Origin of the sequence: Arsukibacterium perlucidum DSM 18276 (assembly GCF_000382165.1) — a bacterium.
GTDB classification, from domain to species: domain Bacteria; phylum Pseudomonadota; class Gammaproteobacteria; order Enterobacterales; family Alteromonadaceae; genus Alishewanella; species Alishewanella perlucidum.
Genome location: NZ_KB907717.1, coordinates 53,900 through 74,239 on the forward strand (window position 1 = coordinate 53,900; position 20,340 = coordinate 74,239).

Consider the following 20,340-nt stretch of genomic DNA (forward strand, 5'->3'; position numbering starts at 1 on the left):
TAACCTCGAACAGCCGGATAGCTGCTATTGATATCCTATTGCAACAGCGATAAGCATAAAGCTACTGGCCAGAGCAAACAGCCACAGCTGTAATTTCCAGACAAAACGGAACCAGACTGTCCAGTCAACCCTGACCACGCCTAAACAACCGATTAACGCCGCCGAAGTCGGAATAATACAGTTGGTTAAACCATCACCAAGCTGGAATGCTAATACCGCAATTTGACGCGATAGTCCGACTAAATCGGCCAATGGCGCGATAAGTGGCATAGTTAGCGCTGCCTGACCTGAACCCGAAGCAACAAAGAAATTTATTACCGACTGAATAATCAGCATCAGCCAGGCTGACAAGTAGGAGGGTAAATCGCCCAGCGCCTGACCACTGTAATACAACAGGGTGTTTAGTACAGACGGTGAATTGGGCTCATCGCCACCAAGCAGCAGCACTATGCCTTTGGCCATACCAACAATCAGTGCGGCTGGTAATAGCTCTGCAGCGCCATGTTTAAAACCGTCGGCGGCTTCATTCATGGTTAAGCGTTTACCCAGCACCGCGATAACGGCGATAACAATACCAATAGTAAAGAATTGACTGGCTATCTCAGGAATATAGTATTGGCGAGTGGTTACACCCCATATAATCCAGACCAGACCGGCAAAGAAGGCCAATAAAATAACGCTATCCAGTTGATTATATTCGTTTTTTGCTTCTGCACTTTGCTGTGCCCGTAATTTCTGGTCGGTATTGAAACTCAACGACAGCTCTGGTTGCGCTTTTATTCTGGCGGCATAGCGCATGGTGAAAATCATGCCAAATAAGGTGAAAACCACCCACATAGCAATGCGTAAGTCTTTGCCTGACATCAATGGTATTTCAGCAATGCCCTGCGCAATAGCGACATTAAACGGGTTCATCCAGGAGGTTGCAAAGCCAATTTGGGTAGCAACATAGGTGACCAGTACCGTAGTTATGGCGTCATACCCCAGCGCCAGCATCAGGGGCAGTAAAATGATACAAAAAGCGATTGCTTCCTCGCCCATACCAAATACGGCACCACCCAGTGAAAACAAACCAAACATCAGTGGAATAAATACGAACTCCATCCGTTTGGTTTTTTCGATAAGTGCAAGAATACCGTTATGGATAGCACCGGTTTTCATAATGATGCCAAAAGCACCACCTGTAAGCAGAATAAAAGCCACTACACCAATGGCTGACCCCCACTTATCGCCGGATACCAGCCCTTCAAAGGCATAGTTAAAAAAGCCAATGCCGCCACCCTCTGCAAACAGTGGTACGCCTTGTTGTGCATCTGTTACAAGGGTAAAGCTGTTTGGGTCTATCTTGCCTTTTAGTTTGGCGGCCCCTTCGGCCACCGGTGCAGGCTCGATTAAGCTAAAAGAGCCGGCAGGTACCAGATGTGATGCAACTGCAGCAAGAATCATCACAAAAAACAGGATGACAAAAGCATCCGGCATCGACACCGGTTTTTTTGTTTCGTTAGCCATAGTTTAAGCCTTATGGTAGCTATCGGTAATTTACGGGCGTGATATTAACAGCAGTTATCACGCCCGCGTCTTTGCTAATTAAAAGAAATAGCTAAAGGATACACGATAGTTGCGGCCATAGGCGTTGTGGTTAATTGAGTCGAAACCGCGAGTGCTGCCGTACACTGCAGGCGGATCACGATCGAGCAGGTTATCGACGGTGAAGTTTATCGACGCATGCTCAAAGTCATAACCGATATTGGCCCGCAATGTGGTCCATGCAGACACATCGCGATTACCATCAGCATCAATCAGGCCTAATTCGTCTAGCTCGTCCAGGTTACGGCTACGTAAGCGGGCGGTATCGTCCATATACGATGATGTATAGAGGGCGGTCAACCCCAGATACAGTGCTTCACCGCTCCATGAGATACGCGCACTACCAATATTTTCCGGGTAACGGAAAGTACCAATTAGTGCTTCAATTTCATCTGAACCCGCTTTATTACGATCAAACTCAAGATAGTGGGTCCAGTCCAGATCAAGTCCCAGGCGGCCACCCGCTAAATCTAATGTATGGCTGAAACGGGCATCAATACCGCTGACATCTTGTCGACCGACGTTGTCCAGCTGAATAACATGGTCGCGGAACAAGGGTAACTCCGCAAAACGCGGATTGTCATAGTCGACCCAGGCATCAAGAATCTCTGACATATTGGCGCCTTCGTCTTCAACAGTAAGGCCTGCTAAGTCGGTAACGTCACACAGATCCGGGTTGTAAGAAATACCCAGCTCACCATCTGGTACCAGACCGCAATGACGAACACTGGCGTCAGTTGCCGTGCGGGCAAGCATGGCGGTCATATCGGTATCAACCAGTTTTTTGTGTTCAAACTGCCAGTAGTCAACTGTTAGGGTTGTGTCTTGGGTCGGGCTCCAGCCAAAACCTAAACTAACGGATTCTGATGTTTCTGCCTGCAGTGCTGCGTTGCCAAGTTCCAGAACGTTCGGGCTGCTGGTAAAGCCAGCACCTTCACAATATAGATCTGATACTGTTTGATTGGCGCTACAATCAAAGGTCGCAGTAGTGGTTCTGAGCTTTACACCCGCCTGAGTCAGCGAAGGAGCACGGAACGACGTGGCCCAGGAGCCTCGAAGGACCAAGCTGTCTAAAGGTCGCCAGGTAATGCCGACTTTAGGGTTAAAGGTGCTGCCAAAATCATCATAGTGATCGTATCGGCCAGCCAGTTGTAACTCAATGGTATCACTTAGCGGCGCGTAAATTTCAACGAAAGCTGCCATCTGGGTTCTGTCTGCATCAGAGAGACTGGAACCAAAGCCAAATACGTCAACCAGATAATCGTTGGCCGCACTTGCCTGGGCATTAGCTGATGGCGTATCGGTGATTTCTTCCTTACGCAGTTCCAAGCCAAAGGCTGAACGAACCAGCTGGCCATTGAATTCAAACAAATCACCACTTACCCGTGCGTCCCAACCATAAACAGTACTGACACCATCACGGGTAGGTACTTCCTGAGCCAGTCCTAACAACGATTCATTGGCTGCATCATTAGCTAAGAAAGGGTTATATACACCGGCTAAACCAGCGCCACTGCTACAGCTTAACGTGTCAGTATCGTTGTCATAACTGGCAATGCTGCCATCCTGACACAGCTCGCCGGCAATAGCGGCGTGATATTTATAGCGGTTGTAAATGCCGGCTATGGCTTTTTGCTCTGATTCTGAACGCGACAGCAATACCGCAGTTTCCCAGTCCCAGTTATCTGTGCTGCCGGCTAAGCTGCTAACCAGCCGGAATGAATCGGTGGTTACCTCGACAGTTCTTGGCGTGTTAAAACGGGCATCAAACCTGAAACCCCACAAGCGCTGACCCGCTTCGCTGGTAAAAGGATCTATATAAATTTGATCAAGCAGGGAATCGCGAATGACGTCCGGGAAAATATCCAGTGCGGTTTCCTGAACCCATGGGCCTTCTTCATCGCTTACCTGATTAATTGGAGCCGGGCTGGATGAAGAAACCGACGAGGTGTTGCTGTAAAAGAAATCGGTATTCCAGACCAGGTCATTACTAAACTCTTTGCGAAAGTTAAAACCGGCAGAAGCACTTTCAAAAGGCGTTTCCAGTACGTCATCCTGATTAGGATAATAAGCACAAATCTGTTCGCCAAGTTCAGTGGTTACCAAAGGGCTGGTACAGCCCGGACTGGCGATTTCATTGCCGTCTACCGCAGACCAGAAATAAATATTTGGCACGCCTTTAGGTAAATAGGAGTAATTACTTACTAAGCTTGGATTGCGGGTAAACTCGCGGTCCTGTGCGGTGTAGCCTTTGCGATCATAGATATCTGCAAACAGCGTTAAGTTGCCACCGGCCAGTTCAGTACCAAGCAGGATATTAGCGTTTATCTTACCTTCATCAGAGGATGCAGTGCTGTTAGCGTATGATAAATTAACCTCTGCACCTTCATAGTCGGTTTTCAGAATATAGTTAATTACCCCGGCAACGGCGTCTGCACCATAAATAGCAGAAGCACCGGTTGCCAGAACTTCTACCCGTTCAATTGCCGCCAGCGGAATGCTGTTCACATCAACAAAGTTCTGGGTGCCAGCCGCAAAAGACGAGGCGGCGATGCGCCGGCCATTTACCAGGGTCAGGGTCGAAGAGGGGCCTAAACCACGCAACGAGGCAGCCGCCTGGCCCGCCGGAGTTGAAGTAGAAGTCGCGCCGCTTTCAGATGTGGAGAAAGTACCGCTACCACCCCGCACCTGACCTAAATCTTTTAGCAGATCATAAATTGAGCTGGCGCCGGAATTTTTAATATCATCGGCAGAGATAACCACCAGAGGTTGGGTGCCTTCCAGATCAACGCCTTTAATCCGCGAACCTGTTACTTCAATTCGTTCGACTTTTTCTTCTTCTTTAGCCGTTTCCTGTTGTGCATAGCTAAAAGGAGACGTGAGTAAGCTGCCAGCAATAGCCAGCGCCAGCGGGTTTAATTTACGCATAGTTACACCTGTGTATTATTTGGGTACATGATCAGCTAAGGATCAGGCACACCAGTTATTTGCTTTATTTTTGCTTTATTGGGTTTGTTAAAATAGAAAACCTCAGGTCAACCGCAGTTGCCTGATATGTTTCTATTCGTTAAACCACTCGGAAAGGTAGTAGGACGAATAGTGATATGAGCCGAGCATTAGTGCTTTCTTTAACATATCGCTACTTTAAATAGTTAGTTACCAGGAAAAACTTTTAAATTTTGCAGTCGGACACAGTAGAAAACGGCGCCAAAAACAATCTTATTTCTACTTCTAATTGGCAAAGATGTCAATACAGGATAATCTACAACCAGTAAATATTGGGTTGGCGCCTGGCGCATTATCAGTAGTCTGCAGGCTTTGACGGCCTGAAAAACAATAAGAAAGAGCCGATGAAAAAAATAACTACATGTTTATCAGTCATTTTAATGGCAATGCCGGTTTTTACTCTTAGTGCCAATGATGAAAATAAAACCATGCCTGAATACTCGATGTTATTAATGGGCGGTGGTCTTGCTACCTGTAGCTCAACGAGTAGCAGGTATTGTCTGAGTGATGACGTGTTTTCTGATGCAGCCAAAAAGCACAATCAATATCAATTGAGTACTGAGCATCTGCAAGCTATTAATAGTGCGGGATTCTGGTCTGATGATCGCATTATAGAACAGCAGCAAACGCTGGCAATCCTGGAGTTTTTACGTGGTCAGCTGGCGAACGAAATCGTTTCTGAGCGCGAATTATTGAGATTATGGCGAAGTGCTGAGATTGAAGTTGATGGGATCTGGGTGTCAGGGCGAAACGTTTACGCAGGTTTAAGCGCCCGCGAGCTCAATTTTGTGCTGGACCAGCTGGAAGTGCCCGTAATGGCTGGCAACAGGGCCAACCGCAGCAGCCCGCGTAGCCGGGAGTTTGCAGATTTAGCCAATACGAAGAATAATTTTACGGTTGAGCTGCACCAGCGTTTTGTCGCTATGGCCCGGCAAGTTGCCGGTGATAAGCGCAAACCGAGGATCCTGGTAGTAACCGCATCATCCCGCGACCCTTTTGCGGCAGTAGACTTTTACACTAACTTGTTTACCGAAACCGGCGCTGAAGTCAGCTGGCTACCGATAAGTGCTGCTTATCAGGCTGCATGGCAGACTGGCGACAAAAATAGCTGTGCGGAGCTGGATAAACATCTTGCAGAGCAACACGGCACCTATCAGCGGCAGCGGGTTTACCCTGATTTAATGGCTCAGAAAGCAGAATTTTGTGCGGCGGGTAGTAAAGCTGCAGTGGCACAAATTCGCCGTTCAGATGCGATATTTTTCAATGGCGGCGACCAAAGTTTAACGTTGCGGGCCCTGCGTCTGAATGATGGTTCTGCGTCAGCCGAACTGCAACAAATAGAGCGGATGCTGCAGGCCGGTCAAATAGTGATAGCCGGTACCAGTGCTGGTACTGCGGTAATGTCAGGCGCCAGTTTTAATGGTCAGCGTACGCCAATGATTACTAATGGTGATAGTTTTAACGCTATGCAATTTGGTGCCTTTGATTTACCGGCGCCAGCAGTAGGCTGTGATAAAGATCAGAGTTGTAGTAATGGCCTGGCTGAAAACCACCTGACATACAGCGGCGCCGGCGGCCTTGGTCTGTTCCGCTGGGGTGTGCTTGATACCCATTTTTCTGAACGGGGCCGTCAGGGCCGGCTTATCCGCTTGTTACATGATACTCAGAGCCGCTATGGTTTTGGTATTGATGAAAATACCGGATTACTGGTTGGTTTTGGCCGCAGTGCCGAAGAACCAGGGGTTCGGATGGCTGTAGTTGGTGAGGCAGGGGTTTATGTGGTTGACATGAACACAGCCAACAGTAGTGGCGAAGGTAGTGCTTTAACTTTGCGCAACGTGGTTACTCATTACCTGACCCGTGGTGATGAAATGGAGTTGAACGCAAACCAGTTGCGTAGCCGGTTTGCTGACTGGAAGTTTGCGCCAAATAATCTGGCACAGCCGTTACTTACCTCAGGTGATATTTTCGAGCGTGATAACTATAAACAGTTAAGCCATTTGCTTTGTATGACTCAGGCCCGTCAGGCTGAAGGTCGTGCTGTTAAGGTAGGACAGGGCTATGCGGTTACTGTCTATAAAGATCATAGCTCTTATACCCGTCAGGGCAGTTTCAGACAGCAGGGTGAAGAGCTTACTTATTGTTCATATCGAAATATGATGGTTGATCTGCAACCTGTAAATTAAGGTGGTTCTGGCTAACAACCTGCTAAAGGGTAGGGCATAATGCAAAGTCCGGTGCACCCAAAGGTTAAAGCTTTTGCTGCATTGATCAAGCGCTGGGGTAAGTTACGCCTGGGCGTGGTGTTGTGGCTCAGTTTACTGGCGATGCTGGTACTGGTGCATTACACCTATGCGGCGTTGTTTGCAGTAGTGGTCGATTGGCCGATGCTGCAAGCTCAGCTGATACTCGCCATGCTTGCCAGTCCTGTTGTTATTCTGATTGTTCTTTATCTGGTGCTGCATCTTGATGCAGCCTTACTTTATCTTAAAGATTCTGCCCATCAGGAACGTCTGCTTAACCAGAATATGCAGGACAGTATCCGCCAGCTTAATTTCGAGATTGAAGAGCGGAAAAAAGCTTTTCAGGCAAAACGACGTGCAGTAGATGAGCTTCGGAAGGAAATATCTGAACGCAAAAAAACTCAACAGGAACTGGAAGAGCAAAGTTTGCTGATCCGCTCTATCGTCGACAGCTCCCCCGACTTATTCTACTACCGCGATGAAAATGGTCATCTGGCAAGCTGTAATAAAATGTTCGAAATTATTATGGGTAAATCAGCGCAAGAGCTGATTGGCTATCATCCCGCAGAGCTTTATACCGAAGATAGTGCCCAGGCGGCAATTTTAACCGAGTATGAGGCAGCAGCCGAGCAAACCGAACTGACGCTGGATGTGGAATTTGTTAAACCAGATGGTCAGTTGCTATGGTTTGAAATGCGTAAGGTACCATTTTACGATGGTCAGGGGCGCTACATCGGCTTATTGGGATTTGGTCGCGATATTACCTCACGTAAATTAGCTGAACAGGCGCTGGAAAAAGCCTATCAGGATAAAGGTAAGTTTATTGCAACCCTCAGCCATGAGCTACGAACGCCGCTTAATGGCATTGTTGGCTTGAGCCGGCGTTTGCTGGACAGTACTTTAAGGCCAGAGCAGCATAGCTGGGCCAATACTATCTTTAGTAGTGCTGAAACACTGGGCAATATTTTTAATGATATTATCGATTTAGATAAAATTGACCGTCAGGATTTAGATATTGTCTTTCACAGTATTCATATTCAGAGCTTTTTGAATGATATTGCTAATTTTGCTGAGCTTATATGCCAGCAGAAAGGCCTGAATTTTGAAATGAGCAGCCAGGGTGATTTGGATTCATACCTTAAATTAGACGCCACCCGGCTGCGTCAGGTACTGTGGAACTTACTAAACAATGCGGTTAAATTCACTGCACAAGGGCAAATAACCCTGGAGTGTGTGCTTACAACTACCGCGGCGAAACCTGCAGAATTATTGTTCAAAGTGCAGGATACCGGTATTGGCATCGCCCATGATGAGCAGGAACGTATTTTTGATATGTACTACAAGTCTACCGATGGTCGTCGTTTAAGTATTGTTGGTTCTGGTATTGGCTTGTCGGTTTCGCGTGCGCTGGTTGAGGCTATGGGCGGTAAAGTTTCCCTAACCAGTGAGCCGGGTCAGGGCAGCTGCTTCAGTGTTCGGTTACCTACCGAGCAGGTTGCCGCGCCAAGTGTTAATCCGATAAGTTGTCCCGAGCTTACTATACTGCTGATTGAAGATGTGCCTCTTAATGCTGAAATAGCTACGGCGCTATTAGAGCAGCGAGGCCATACGGTTATTCACGCCGATACTGGAGAAGACGCTATAGCACTGCTGGAAACCGAAGATGATATTGATTTGGTTTTGCTGGATATGCAGCTGCCTGATATGAACGGCGATCAGATTGCCCGGTACATGAGAAGTGAAAGCCATTTGCAGAGCATTCCGATAGTGGTACTCAGTGCTAACGTCAGAAAAGCTGAAGAGCAGTTGACTGATGTTCAGGTTGATGGCGCGCTGGCAAAACCGATTAATACCAATATGCTTGATCAGATGCTGGCCAGACTGTTTTCACCAAGTGCTTTAAAGCTACAGCAGCTTAGTCCGGTAAAACCTGACAATGATGATAAGCAGATCCTGGATCTGGCTACCTTACAAGACTACATGCAGTCACTGGGACCAGAGGCGATGAAACGAAGTGCGCAATTGTTTGCCCGCTTATTGCCTGGGTACATTAATAAGATGATTGAAGCCGCTGTGCAGCAGCATCCGCAAGATTTCAAAGAATCTGCCCACAAGCTGAAGGGTGCTGCAGCCTCGGTGGGTTTGTTATGGGTACAACAGCAAGCAAAAAGATTTGAGCAGGAAACCTTTGCCTGGCATGGGCTGGAACGGCAATTAGTTGATTATCATTTAAAAGCAGAGCAGCACCTGGCTGCTCTGTATGATTTTATTGAAGCAAATTAATAACCCGGCACGGCAGGTTATTAAATAACTTATTTATCTATCTTGCCCACAAAACGATAACCTTCACCATGAATGGTGCTGATTAACTCAGGGCTGTCGATATCTGATTCAAAATGCTTGCGAATGCGACGAATGGTTACATCAACAGTACGATCATTTGGACGCAGTTCACGGCCAGTCATATGGCGGATCAATTGTTCACGGGTAAATATTTTACCTGGGGTGTCCAACATTAAACGTAGTGCGCGGTATTCGCCTTTTGGTAAACGGCGTGCCATACCCTTTGGTGAGGTTAGGTTGCGGCTGTTTTCATCAAGCGTCCAGCCGTTAAATTTAACAATGCTTTTGTGCTCTTCAACCACGGGTTGGGCAACGGTGCGACCCAGCAGGTTACGGGCACGGATAGTCAGCTCACGTGGGTTAAATGGTTTAGTCAGATAATCATCTGCACCAATTTCCAGACCCAAAATCCGGTCTACTTCGCTGTCGCGGCCAGTTAAGAAAATTAAGCCAATATTTTCTTTTTGGCGCAACTCACGAGCCAGGATAAGACCATTTTTACCTGGTAAATTTATGTCCATGACCACCAGGTTAACCGGATTTTGTTCCAGCTTTTGATACATCTCTTCGCCGTTAACTGCTTCGATGACATCATAGCCTTCACCCTGGAACAGATTAACCAGATTTAGTCTGGTAACTTCTTCATCTTCAACGATCAGAATCACAGGTGTTTGCATTAGAGTTAAACCTTTTGTGTTTTTTGTGAACAGTATAGCGTACTAGTTACTATAGTTGCTGTGGACATGTCAAATACTGGCGTAATTATAGCGGGCTGTCCAATTGTTAACAAGATTTTTGTTAACAATTGGCCATTATTAATTAGCGAAAACTTATTTTTTCTGGAAAATATAATTAATTCAAGGGATAAGCTTATTTTGAGTTTTTGTGGCTGTTATTAATCACCGGGAAATCAATCAGTACTTTAACTCCAAAACCAAGGGTGCTTTCGAAACTGATTTTGCCATTTAACGCCTGAGTAACCAGATTATAGACCAGGTGTAAGCCCAGACCGCTACCACCCTCGCCACGTTTAGTGGTGACAAAGGGATCGAAAATTCGTTTTTTTATCGCTTCAGGTACGCCGCCGCCATTGTCGCTGTAACACAGCTGGCAGCGCGTGCCAGTTATTTTTACCGAAATTTGCATTTCGCCCGGATCGTTATCAGCAAAAGCATGGATCAGACTATTCATTATCAGATTTATCAGAATTTGATTGATCGCCCCTGGTTTACTCTCAATCATCAAGTCCGGCGGACACTCCACCAACACCTGATGACGGGTTTTCTTCAGGTTCGGTCGCAAAGACAGCAACACTTCATTGATAAGTTTTGCCATGTTAAAACTACGCTGATTATCGTTATACTGGTCGACTGCAACTTGTTTGAAACTACTGATTAAACTTGCTGCACGCTCCAGGTTGCGATAAATGATACCCAGATTTTCTTTGCTTTCATTTAAAAAGCGTCCAAGCTGTGATGACGTTAGTTTTTTCTCGGTGAAAGCCCGTTCAATAATAGTAAGTTTATCCTGCAATAATGTTGATGCGGTCACGCCGAGGCCGATAGGCGTATTTACTTCGTGGGCTACGCCCGCCACCATCTGACCCAGACTGGCCATTTTTTCGGTTTCAACTATCTGATTCTGATATTGATGCAAAGTAGCCAGAGTATTAAGTAATTCCTGATTTGACGATTTCAGCGCTTCAGTTCGTTCATTTACTTTTTGTTCTAAGCCCTGATAAAGCTCGCGTATTTCTGTTTCGGTTTGCTGTTGTTTGATTATTTGCCGCTCAATTTTGTCAAGCATGGTATTGAGCGCTTTGCCAAAAACGTTAAATTCTTCAATGCTGTTTTGTGGTGCACGTAAATGATAGTGCTTATCTTTTGCTACGCTTTGCACTAATTGCAGCAGCTGGTTTATCGGGGTGGTAAAACGTTGCTCCAGCTTGCGGGTAAGAAAATAAACCACAATTAAGGCACATAAAATAATTAACAGGTCGATTAAAATTCTGTTTTGAATATAGGTTTGCAATTCCTGCTGACTTGCTCTGATAAAAACATAGCCAGCGGGTGCATCGTCAAGCCTGATTTCCTGACTCAGTTCAATATAATTATCACTTAACTGCGGTTCGATAAAAGAGGATACTTTTTCTAACTGGGCCGGATAAGGGCCTATGCCGCGGGCGTTATATATCGAGTAAAGTACTAAATTACCTGTCGATTGCTGCAGCCGGTATATATGAATGTTGTGAAACATAGGTACCGCAGCAAAAGAGTGCAGACGGCTTTCTTCAGTATGGGCAAAGTCGTTGTATATATTATCCCGCTCATCTGCAAAACCGGCATCGGTTTGTAATATTGCTTTTTCTGCCCCGGCAAAACTAGCCTGAGCATTAGAGGCAATAATGCTGGCGTAGCTTTTAAGCTCATTGATAAGAGCCTGACGTTGTTGCTTGATGTCTTGCAGCGTTGAGGCCAGCATTGAAACGCAGATTGTCAGACTGAATATTGTCATTACACCGATAAATAAGGTACTTCTGATAGTACTGGTTTTTGAACTGGTGTTGACTACTGCTCTCATGCATTGCTCACTCTTAGCTGACATTGCTGCAACTGCTCCAGATTATTTATTGATGTTATGCAGTTAATGATGTTTTAGCAAACCTGTTTGGTGTTTTTATTGTGGACGAGTATAGTTATCATGATTGTTTTTAGCAGGTGCATCACATGTCGTTGTGGGAAGCGTATAGAGACAGTGTCTTTATCTGCCGGCAAGGTTTGGCAAGCCAACTGGATTTTGCCATTATCAGTGCCCAGAATCCGGCAGGTGAATTAACAAATCCACATTTAAATTTGTGTCTCGACAAACGGTTTGAGGGGGTTTTAAAGCAAGCCCGGATCCCGTTTCGTTCGGTGATAGGTGCATCAGCAGATTTAAGTTTTCAGGAAAAAAGCTGGATAGTGTTTTGCGATAAAACACAAGCGTTGCAGCTTGGTCGTGAATTACAGCAAAACGCTATTTACTGGGTAGAACAAAATAAGCTGTATCTGGTACCTGTGCTCTATCAGCAAGCTGAAGAATATCTTGGCTTATTTGCAAGCAGGGTAATTTTACTGGCTGATTAACGCTGGCGTTTAAGGATTGCCAGGATCACTGGCAAATCATCGCCATACTCAGCTTCATACTGGCGCCGGGTCATGTTTTGTTGTATTTGTTGCTGCTCGTTGCGGGGCTGCTGCAACAACGCTTGAAAATCTGTGACGCAGATACAAAGCAGCTGGTTTTTATTTTGCGAAGGTAATTTGTCTGCCCGATACAATTTATGTGGGCAAGCTTTAACCCGCTTTTTATGCTGGATGCACTGCTGAGGAACTGCGGCCTGAGCCAGCATTATTCCGGGCATAACATGTGTTACACCCAGGATAATAATTGCCAGCAATATTGACCGCAATTTCATCGCCTTACCTTTTAATTGTCTGATAAATAACAAAACCATTAGCCTTCGCCAGAACAGTCACTTTACCAAAAGTTTGTTCCAACAGTGTCTGATAAGCCAGATGCGTGTTGGCCACCAGAGTCAGACTACCACCGGGGTTTAAACGATCCTTACTCTGGCTAATAAATGTTTCGCTAATACTATAGTCTGTTTTAATGCCGGTATGAAATGGCGGGTTACTGACAATATGATCAAAACAAGCTGGTTTTGCCGGCAGACCATCTGCAGTAATTACCGTACCTTGCAGGTTATTGGCTTGCAGGGTCTGCTTCGTGGCCTCAGTTGCCAGGGCACTGACATCAGAGCAATAAAGATTGATTGCGCTATTATTTTTTTTCAGAAAAGCGCCAATAACACCGCTGCCACAACCAAAATCTAACACGGAACCTTTAGTAATATGCTGCAAATGGTTAAGCAATAACGCGGTACCGGTGTCAAGTTTGCCGTGATTAAACACCCCGGCAATAGAACAGACATTAAGAGTTGTGTGATTGATAGTAAATTGTTGCTGGCTGAACCGCGGTTTTGTTAGTGCTGCTAACGAGCCGTTCAGACAATACCACAAACAATGTTTGGCATTATCAAGTTTATGGGCCTGCAACCCCAGCTTTTCGGCATGGCTGCTAAGGCTTTTAATACCACCTTTGTTATCGCCGACCAGGAATATCTGGCTGCTATCCGTTAATGCTGGCGCAATAGCTGCCAGTGTTAAACTAAGTTGTTCTTTACTTTTAGGGTAGTAAATAACTACCGTATCAAATTGCTGCTGAAACTCGGGCAGCGCACTGAAATAGCAAGTGATGTCAGGTATTTGCCAACTTTGGGCTGTAGCGGCATTGCTGGTGTAGCAACTAAGTTTAGTAGGCGCTGGTAATTCTGGCAGCAGACTGCGGGCCAACTCATCCGCTGGCGGCTCTACAATTAGAATATTTCCCGTTAAATCAGAGATGTTACGCAGCAGCATCTGGCTGGTATTGGCTAGCATTAGCTTATCCTTTCAAACATAAGATCCCAGACACCGTGGCCCAGTCGCTGTCCGCGTTGCTCAAATTTGGTTAATGGCCGCTCTGCCGGCCGCTCAACATAATCGCTGGTGGCTGACAAGTTAGTAAAGCCCGGCGCAGCCTGCATTACCTCTAACATATGCTCGGCATAATTTTGCCAGTCTGTCGCCATGTGAAACACGCCGCCAATCCGCAGCTTCTGTCGCAGTAGCTGCACAAATTCGCTCTGCACTATCCGCCGTTTATGGTGACGCTTTTTATGCCATGGATCCGGAAAAAATAACTGAACAGTGCTCAGACTATTATCTGCAATACTGTCATTTAGCACTTCAACTGCATCATGTTCAAATAAACGTAAATTCCTGAGGCCGGCTGCTGCGGCATCACCAAGGCAGGCCCCAACACCAGGCTTGTGAACTTCAATACCAATGAAGTTTTTTTCAGGAGCATTACTGGCCATTTCCACCAGCGATTTACCCATACCAAAGCCAATTTCCAGCACCACCGGCGCGCTGCTGCCAAATACCTGTTCCAGATTCAGTGGGCTATCCTGATAATTTAAGCCAAAGGCCGGCCAGTGATTATCAAGTGCGTTTTGCTGGCCTTTAGTCAGCCGGCCTTCGCGCAGCACAAAAGAGCGGATTTTGCGCATATATGGCACGCTTTCGCTTGGTTCAGCAGGCAGTTGCTGTGGTTCAGGTTGCACTGGGGTGTTGCTCATTGTTGGCTCCGTAATCAAACTGCGGCGCACATTATGCGGATATTAGCTGCTAAGCTCAACTGACGTTTTGCGTTGGCTTTCAGGCACAAGCTGCTTATACTGCGCTGCAATTGGCGAAGTTGGCCAAAAGTTGTGAAGTAAGTTGTCAAGTAAGTGGAGCCGGCTGTTGCAAAAAGATATTGCTAATTGGTTTTCAGATCAGCTGCTTAGCTGGTATCAGTTGCATGGCCGTAAAACCCTGCCCTGGCAAATCAACAAAAGCCCCTACAAAACCTGGCTAAGCGAAGTGATGCTGCAGCAAACTCAGGTTGCTACGGTAATTCCGTATTTTGAGCAGTTTATCCAACGTTTTCCCGACGTAAACAGCCTGGCGTCAGCGCCACTGGACGAAGTGCTGCACTTGTGGACTGGTTTGGGATACTACGCCAGGGCCCGCAACTTACACAAGGCTGCCCAAATTATTGCCACTGAGCACAAGGGGCAGTTTCCGGTTGAGTTTGAACAGGTTCTGGCGTTGCCAGGAGTAGGACGCTCTACCGCTGGAGCTGTATTGTCATTAGCACTTAACCAGCATTACCCTATTTTAGATGGCAATTGTAAGCGGGTACTCAGCCGTTTTGCTGCGGTAGCAGGCTGGCCCGGCAACAAAGCTGTTGAACAAAAGCTATGGCAACTGGCAGAACAGGTGACTCCCGGTAGCCCGGACGTAATGGCCTTTAATCAGGCAATGATGGACCTGGGGGCAACGCTTTGCAGCCGCAGTAAACCCCGCTGTGCTGAGTGTCCGCTAAAGCTGAATTGCCGCGCTGCACTGACTGGTGAGCAGGCGGTTTATCCCGGTAAAAAACCTACGAAAACCCTGCCTGAAAAACAAAGTTTCTGGTTAATGCTGCAACATCAGCAACAGGTGTTACTGCAGCAACGGCCGGCCAGTGGCCTGTGGGGTGGCTTGTACGGTTTTATTGAGTTTAGCAGCGAACAATTGCGCTCAGACTTTTTGTCATTAAACCAGTTGCAAGTGACAGCAAGCCTCGAGTTGCCGGCTTTCAGGCATACCTTCAGTCATTTTCATTTATGGATAACACCGCAGCTGGTGCAGATTGAGACAAAACCAGGCAGTGTGCAGGAGCAAACTGGCGCACAATGGTTTACAATAGCGCAATTACCGCAGGTTGGATTATCAGCACCTGCAAAAATCCTGTTGCAACAGCTGCAGGCATTACAGCCCCGGAAATGAGGAGCAAGGTTTTATGAGCAGAACCGTATTTTGCGAATACTTAAAAAAAGATGCCGCAGGGCTGGATTTTCAGCTGTACCCTGGTGATTTGGGCAAACGGATTTTTAACTCGATTAGCAAAGAAGCCTTCGCTCTGTGGCAGGCTAAGCAAATAATGCTGATTAACGAAAAGAAACTGAATATGATGAACCCTGAACACCGGCAGTTTCTGGAACAACAGATGGAAGCCTTTTTGTTCGAGGGCCAGGAAATTGAAATTGAAGGCTACAAGCCGCCAGCCAGTTAATTATCCTGTCAGTAAATTAGAGAGTTAAGCGAATTTATGGCGCGTCGTCTGCCACCCTTAAATGCATTAAAAGCCTTTGAAACAGCGGCCAGGCACCTTAGTTTTACTAAGGCTGCTGAAGAAATGTATGTTACCCAGGCTGCCATTAGTCATCAGATTAAAGCGCTCGAAGATCACCTCGGCTTAAAGCTGTTTATGCGGAAAAACCGCTCGCTGTTGCTGACAGAAGAGGGCCAAAGCTACTTTCTGGATATCAAAGAAATATTTCTGCAGTTACACGAAGCGACAGAAAAACTGCTGGCACGAGGCGCCAAAGGTTCATTAACTGTAAGTTTGCAGCCGAGCTTTGCCATTCAGTGGCTGGTACCACGTTTAAATCAGTTTAGTGAGCAGCATCCTGATATCGATGTCCGGATCAAAGCGGTTGATTTAGACGAAGGTTCGTTAACTGACGACGTTGATGTTGCCATTTATTATGGCCGTGGTAACTGGCGTAACTTGCATGCCGATAAGTTGCATACAGAGTACCTGTTGCCAGTGTGTTCACCATTGTTACTAAATAGCGGCAAGCCGTTGAACGAACCTACTGATCTGGCAAAGCATAATTTACTGCATGATGGCTCGCGGCGTGCCTGGAAAGCCTGGTTTACCAGCCAGGGTTTTAAGCAGTTTAATGTCAATCAGGGGCCGATTTTCAGCCACTCTTCGATGGTGCTGCAGGCTGCGATTCATGGTCAGGGAGTAGCATTAGCACATAACGTGCTGGCCCGGCCAGATATTAATTCAGGCCGTTTAATCGTGCCATTTAACCATGTGTTAATCAGTAAAGATGCCTATTACCTGGTATGCCGGGAAAGCCAGGCAGAGCTGGGTAAAATTACCGCATTTCGTCAATGGATGGTCGATATGGTAACAGCTGAGCAACTGCTGTTCACCGAGCAGCAATTTACTAATGCTGTCGCCATTGATTAACGCCAAAGCCCGCTTAATTCTGGCGCATGGTGCCGGCGCGCCATCTGACAGTCCTTTTATGATTATGCTAGCCGGGGCGCTGGCCAGGCACAACATTGAGGTGCAGCGTTTTAATTTTCCTTACATGCAGCGCAGTATTGAACTGGGCATTAAAAGACCACCAGATAAGATGGCGTTGTTGCAGCAGCATTTTATGGAGCAGATAGGCCTGGTTAAACCAGGTTTGCCACTATTTATCGGCGGAAAATCGATGGGTGGCAGGGTTGCTAGCATGCTGAACTTGCCCGAAGCACTGCAGGTTAAAGCCATATTCGCCTTTGGCTATCCGTTTCATCCACCAGCTAAAAACCAATGGCGGACTGAGCACTTTGTCAGGCTTACCACGCCGTTGTACATTTTGCAGGGTGAGCGTGACCCTTTTGGTAAACGTACCGAGCTGGCTGCGTTAAACTGGCCCAAAGTCAGCGTGCACTGGCTAACGGCAGCCGATCATGATTTTAAACCAACCAAAGCCAGTGGTCTGCAGCAAAAACAACTTATCAGTGCAGCGGCAACATATTGCAGTGAGGTAATAGATGAAATACTTCTGGCCGGTCAGTAATAGCCTGACAGGCCTTTATGGCGCTGCGGTAGTGGGACTGGCTGCTGCGCTGATGCACTTGTGGAGCGGGCTCGATTACAATGAATTTGGCCGCCTGTTAAGTGCCATCAGTATGCTGGCTTTTCATACGCTGGCAATATTGATAATTGGCCGGCAGTCGCCCGGCTCAAAACTGCTAAAGTTAGTGGTGCTGCTCTGGCATATCGGGCTTTGGCTGTTTTGCTGGACCTTGTTTGCCGGCGTGCTGGCGCTGCCGTTTTATTATTCCGCCCTGGCTCCGCTTGGTGGACAAATTTTGATTATTGGCTGGTTGTTGCTTGTGGTAAGCGCCTGGCGAAAGGATGTTAAATGAAACAACTACTACTGTACTGCCGGGCCGGTTTTGAGAAAGAATGCGCAGCAGAAATTCAGGATAAAGCCGGGAGCTTTGATGTTTTTGGTTTTTGTAAACTAACGGCGAATTCAGCCTTTGTTATTTTCGAATCTCATGATGCAGATAGCCTGGCAGAGTTTTATCGGGACTATCCATTTGAGCATTTTATTTTCATCCGCCAATGGTGCCTATTGCAGGCTGAACTGCTTGAATTGCCGTCTGAAGATCGAATTGCGCCCATACTTGAAGCTCTCGTTGCTGCTGAATTAAACGGCTGTGGTGATCTACGTGTTGAATATCCTGAAACAAACGATGGTAAAACGTTGTCAACCCTGGCGCGTAAATTAACTGTACCTCTTCGCCAGTCTTTGCGTAAAGCAGGCGTATTATTGCAAAAAGAGCAAAAACGAGCGCCGGTTTTGCACGTGTTGTTACTTAGTGGTCAGCAAGGGTATGTTGGTTTGTCTTATCCAGAAAATAACAGCCCGCTGGAAAATGGTATTATGCGATTGAAGTTCCCTAACGAAGCGCCTAGTCGGAGCACGTTAAAACTTGAAGAAGCATTTCTGCAGTTTATTCCTAAGGATGAATGGGATAAGCGTTTAGGCGGTGGCTTAAATGCAGTTGATTTAGGCGCCAGCCCTGGCGGCTGGACCTATCAACTGGTAAAGCGCAGCATGATGGTGACCGCTATTGATAACGGGCCCATGGCGGAATCGCTAATGCAAACCGGCCAGGTCAAGCATTTAATGGTAGATGGTTTTAAATTTGAACCCCAAAAGAAAAACGTATATTGGGTCGTCTGCGACATGATTGAGCAACCACAGCGGGTTGCCGAGCGGATGGGCGATTGGCTGATTAATGGCTGGTGTCAGGAAGCAATATTTAACTTAAAATTACCGATGAAAAAACGCTATGAAACTGTAACCGAGATTTTGGCTCAGCTGGAGCAGCGGCTGGTAGATGCTGATATTAAATTCCGTTTACAGGTTAAGCATCTGTACCATGACCGTGAAGAAGTTACAGTACATGTGCAGAACCTGGTGTTGAAATTCTAAGCGTTTCTTTCATTGAATTGAGAGCTGAATTAATCAGCGCTTAATTCAAGCGTCAGCCAGACCAGCCTATGGTCTGAGCTGGCGCCGCGGGCACCAACCAGCGGATAATCTGCCTCGCTTTTCGCCGGCCAGAACACACCACCTTCTTTAATATTAAAACCAAAATCAGAGGCCAGCACATAGTCTGCCCGCATCCGCCAGCTGGCGGTATGGTATTTAGCGTGGGCCAGTTCGGGCGTGTTTTCTGCTGCTCCCAAACTAGCTGGGGTGAAGCTTTGATTTATGCTGCGGTGATTAACCAGAGCTGTTATTGCGCTACTGATAGCATCGCCATCACCATCAGCTGAGGCGTTTAAATCACCCAATAACACAAAACGACTTTGCTCTGCCAGACCGCCTTTATTACCGTTGTCGTCATATATGTATCCGGCAGCAGCAGGATCCAGATAATCAAGCCAGAACCTGATTTCGTCGTGGTTACGAATGCCGTTGCGATTTTCAGGGCCATCAAACACTGGTGGGGTCGGGTGACTGGCCAGAATATGTATTGTCTTACCAGCAACAATTATCGGGATATCCCAGTGCGATTTGGATGACAATGGCATTTGCTGCCAGGCCTCAGGATTATACCAGGGGCTGCCATCCTGTTTATTAGTTGGCATAAAGCCAGGCATATCACGCCATTTGAAATGTTGGAAAGTCCTAACTTTATCAAGAACAATCGGGTATTTAGATAAAATAGCCATACCATATTGGCCGGGATAAAAGCCGTAGCCCCAGGCATCTGCGCCGACGCCAGTTGCCTCGCCACTATTATCCAGGTCAAACGGGCTGGGCTGGCCGGTATTGACCGTTGAGTAATAGAAGTAGGGATAGTCTATTGGTTGGCTGCCTTGTTGAGGTTTATTCAGGTAGTTTTTAATAAAGGCCAGAATACCAGATTCCGGGTTTTCTATGTAATCAAACTCATTTAATAGCATTACATCGGGCCGGACCCGCTGAATAATAGTGGCAATGTTTTTTACCTGTGGGTTGTTACCATCGGCCAGAATTTTCGCTAACACCGTGTTGTCGCCGGTTTCACCGCGCGGCAGGTAGTTACTAGATTCCATGCTGACATTAAAGGTAGCAACTTTTATCTTAGTGGCGTTTTCGGCCATAGATACTCCGGGCGTAAGCAATAGTAAGCCAAAAAATATAGGTTTAAGCATAGTTCGTATTAGTCGTAAATCAGGTGGCTCAGCATAACGGGGCAATTATTAAAACGCCAGCATAACGCTGATTTATGCAGAAAAATGATATTTTTTAACCAATTTAAGGTGCGAGCATTCGCAACTCTGACCAGCCATGTTACACTTGCATGACAGGCGCACTTTGACTATAGAAGAGCTTAAAAGTTCCCAGTTAAATTGT

At 46.6% G+C, this 20,340-nt stretch carries 17 protein-coding genes; 9 read left to right on the forward strand and 8 right to left on the reverse strand.

Features of this window, described 5'->3' with window-relative positions:
• Positions 1–24: 24 nt before the first annotated feature.
• Together yfcC and H141_RS0112845 are read right to left on the reverse strand one after the other, a co-directional pair.
• Complete coding sequence (gene yfcC / locus H141_RS0112840; RefSeq protein WP_019676683.1) at positions 25–1,509, reverse strand: putative basic amino acid antiporter YfcC; 1,485 nt, start codon at positions 1,507–1,509, stop codon at positions 25–27.
• Positions 1,510–1,587: 78 nt separating this feature from the next.
• Positions 1,588–4,515: a TonB-dependent receptor domain-containing protein gene (locus H141_RS0112845; protein WP_019676684.1), complete on the reverse strand. Its 2,928-nt coding sequence runs from the start codon at positions 4,513–4,515 to the stop codon at positions 1,588–1,590.
• Positions 4,516–4,937: 422 nt separating this feature from the next.
• Here H141_RS0112845 and H141_RS0112850 point away from each other — a divergent pair, with 422 nt between their 5' ends.
• Both H141_RS0112850 and H141_RS0112855 read left to right on the forward strand, forming a co-directional pair.
• Positions 4,938–6,779, forward strand: coding sequence for a cyanophycinase (locus H141_RS0112850; protein ID WP_019676685.1), 1,842 nt, complete (start codon positions 4,938–4,940; stop codon positions 6,777–6,779).
• Between the two features lie 39 nt (positions 6,780–6,818).
• The gene (locus H141_RS0112855; RefSeq protein WP_019676686.1) at positions 6,819–9,119 is read left to right on the forward strand and encodes an ATP-binding protein; all 2,301 of its coding nucleotides are present in this window, start codon (positions 6,819–6,821) and stop codon (positions 9,117–9,119) included.
• Positions 9,120–9,148: 29 nt separating this feature from the next.
• Here the strand turns inward: H141_RS0112855 and arcA are convergent, their stop codons facing one another.
• Entirely contained in the window at positions 9,149–9,856 is a 708-nt protein-coding gene (gene arcA / locus H141_RS0112860) for a two-component system response regulator ArcA (RefSeq protein ID WP_019676687.1), read from the reverse strand.
• Between the two features lie 193 nt (positions 9,857–10,049).
• Positions 10,050–11,759 carry a HAMP domain-containing sensor histidine kinase gene (locus tag H141_RS0112865; protein WP_019676688.1) on the reverse strand — a complete coding sequence of 570 codons (1,710 nt, stop codon included), beginning with the start codon at positions 11,757–11,759 and terminating at the stop codon, positions 10,050–10,052.
• 146 nt (positions 11,760–11,905) lie between these two features.
• Between H141_RS0112865 and H141_RS0112870 the strand changes: the two genes are divergently transcribed.
• Positions 11,906–12,304 carry a DUF3293 domain-containing protein gene (locus H141_RS0112870; RefSeq protein WP_019676689.1) on the forward strand — a complete coding sequence of 133 codons (399 nt, stop codon included), beginning with the start codon at positions 11,906–11,908 and terminating at the stop codon, positions 12,302–12,304.
• Here the strand turns inward: H141_RS0112870 and H141_RS20970 are convergent.
• The 3 genes from H141_RS20970 to trmB are packed head-to-tail and all read right to left on the reverse strand — an operon-like array spanning position 12,301 to position 14,400.
• The gene (locus H141_RS20970) at positions 12,301–12,636 is read right to left on the reverse strand and encodes a hypothetical protein (protein ID WP_157610914.1); all 336 of its coding nucleotides are present in this window, start codon (positions 12,634–12,636) and stop codon (positions 12,301–12,303) included. The genes H141_RS0112870 and H141_RS20970 overlap by 4 nt on opposite strands.
• A gap of 4 nt (positions 12,637–12,640) precedes the next feature.
• The gene (locus H141_RS0112880) at positions 12,641–13,660 is read right to left on the reverse strand and encodes a class I SAM-dependent methyltransferase (protein ID WP_019676691.1); all 1,020 of its coding nucleotides are present in this window, start codon (positions 13,658–13,660) and stop codon (positions 12,641–12,643) included.
• A complete protein-coding gene (trmB, locus tag H141_RS0112885) occupies positions 13,660–14,400 on the reverse strand; it encodes a tRNA (guanosine(46)-N7)-methyltransferase TrmB (RefSeq protein WP_019676692.1) in 741 nt (246 codons plus the stop codon). The genes H141_RS0112880 and trmB overlap by 1 nt, the downstream gene beginning before the upstream one ends.
• Before the next feature lie 166 nt (positions 14,401–14,566).
• Here trmB and mutY point away from each other — a divergent pair, with 166 nt between their 5' ends.
• Genes mutY through rlmM form a run of 6 tightly spaced genes read left to right on the forward strand, consistent with a single transcriptional unit; the run spans position 14,567 to position 18,927 of the window.
• Positions 14,567–15,637 (forward strand): A/G-specific adenine glycosylase, encoded by a 1,071-nt coding sequence (mutY, locus tag H141_RS0112890; protein ID WP_026349446.1) that lies wholly within the window; start codon positions 14,567–14,569, stop codon positions 15,635–15,637.
• 13 nt (positions 15,638–15,650) lie between these two features.
• On the forward strand, positions 15,651–15,923 hold the full coding sequence (locus tag H141_RS0112895; RefSeq protein ID WP_019676694.1) for an oxidative damage protection protein: 273 nt from the start codon (positions 15,651–15,653) through the stop codon (positions 15,921–15,923).
• A 36-nt stretch (positions 15,924–15,959) separates the two neighbouring features.
• Positions 15,960–16,895 carry a transcriptional regulator GcvA gene (locus H141_RS0112900; protein WP_019676695.1) on the forward strand — a complete coding sequence of 312 codons (936 nt, stop codon included), beginning with the start codon at positions 15,960–15,962 and terminating at the stop codon, positions 16,893–16,895.
• On the forward strand, positions 16,876–17,496 hold the full coding sequence (locus H141_RS20260; protein ID WP_019676696.1) for an alpha/beta family hydrolase: 621 nt from the start codon (positions 16,876–16,878) through the stop codon (positions 17,494–17,496). The genes H141_RS0112900 and H141_RS20260 overlap by 20 nt, the downstream gene beginning before the upstream one ends.
• Positions 17,471–17,848 (forward strand): DUF423 domain-containing protein, encoded by a 378-nt coding sequence (locus H141_RS0112910; protein ID WP_019676697.1) that lies wholly within the window; start codon positions 17,471–17,473, stop codon positions 17,846–17,848. Before H141_RS20260 ends, H141_RS0112910 begins: the two co-directional genes overlap by 26 nt.
• Complete coding sequence (gene rlmM, locus H141_RS0112915) at positions 17,845–18,927, forward strand: 23S rRNA (cytidine(2498)-2'-O)-methyltransferase RlmM (RefSeq protein ID WP_019676698.1); 1,083 nt, start codon at positions 17,845–17,847, stop codon at positions 18,925–18,927. The genes H141_RS0112910 and rlmM overlap by 4 nt, the downstream gene beginning before the upstream one ends.
• Positions 18,928–18,956: 29 nt before the next feature.
• Here rlmM and H141_RS0112920 read toward each other — a convergent pair whose 3' ends face one another.
• Positions 18,957–20,087: an endonuclease/exonuclease/phosphatase family protein gene (locus H141_RS0112920; RefSeq protein ID WP_019676699.1), complete on the reverse strand. Its 1,131-nt coding sequence runs from the start codon at positions 20,085–20,087 to the stop codon at positions 18,957–18,959.
• Positions 20,088–20,340: the final 253 nt, after the last annotated feature.

Bases quoted from the DNA above. Each gene is read 5' to 3' on its own strand.
- H141_RS20260 (WP_019676696.1), top strand. From the start codon at position 16,876: ATGCTGTCGCCATTGATTAACGCCAAAGCCCGCTTAATTCTGGCGCAT.
- rlmM (WP_019676698.1), top strand. From the start codon at position 17,845: ATGAAACAACTACTACTGTACTGCCGGGCCGGTTTTGAGAAAGAATGC.
- H141_RS0112855 (WP_019676686.1), top strand. From the start codon at position 6,819: ATGCAAAGTCCGGTGCACCCAAAGGTTAAAGCTTTTGCTGCATTGATC.
- H141_RS0112850 (WP_019676685.1), top strand. From the start codon at position 4,938: ATGAAAAAAATAACTACATGTTTATCAGTCATTTTAATGGCAATGCCG.
- H141_RS0112845 (WP_019676684.1), bottom strand. From the start codon at position 4,515: ATGCGTAAATTAAACCCGCTGGCGCTGGCTATTGCTGGCAGCTTACTC.
- H141_RS0112910 (WP_019676697.1), top strand. From the start codon at position 17,471: ATGAAATACTTCTGGCCGGTCAGTAATAGCCTGACAGGCCTTTATGGC.
- arcA (WP_019676687.1), bottom strand. From the start codon at position 9,856: ATGCAAACACCTGTGATTCTGATCGTTGAAGATGAAGAAGTTACCAGA.
- H141_RS0112865 (WP_019676688.1), bottom strand. From the start codon at position 11,759: ATGAGAGCAGTAGTCAACACCAGTTCAAAAACCAGTACTATCAGAAGT.
- yfcC (WP_019676683.1), bottom strand. From the start codon at position 1,509: ATGGCTAACGAAACAAAAAAACCGGTGTCGATGCCGGATGCTTTTGTC.
- H141_RS0112880 (WP_019676691.1), bottom strand. From the start codon at position 13,660: ATGCTAGCCAATACCAGCCAGATGCTGCTGCGTAACATCTCTGATTTA.
- H141_RS20970 (WP_157610914.1), bottom strand. From the start codon at position 12,636: ATGAAATTGCGGTCAATATTGCTGGCAATTATTATCCTGGGTGTAACA.
- trmB (WP_019676692.1), bottom strand. From the start codon at position 14,400: ATGAGCAACACCCCAGTGCAACCTGAACCACAGCAACTGCCTGCTGAA.
- H141_RS0112895 (WP_019676694.1), top strand. From the start codon at position 15,651: ATGAGCAGAACCGTATTTTGCGAATACTTAAAAAAAGATGCCGCAGGG.
- H141_RS0112920 (WP_019676699.1), bottom strand. From the start codon at position 20,087: ATGGCCGAAAACGCCACTAAGATAAAAGTTGCTACCTTTAATGTCAGC.
- H141_RS0112870 (WP_019676689.1), top strand. From the start codon at position 11,906: ATGTCGTTGTGGGAAGCGTATAGAGACAGTGTCTTTATCTGCCGGCAA.
- H141_RS0112900 (WP_019676695.1), top strand. From the start codon at position 15,960: ATGGCGCGTCGTCTGCCACCCTTAAATGCATTAAAAGCCTTTGAAACA.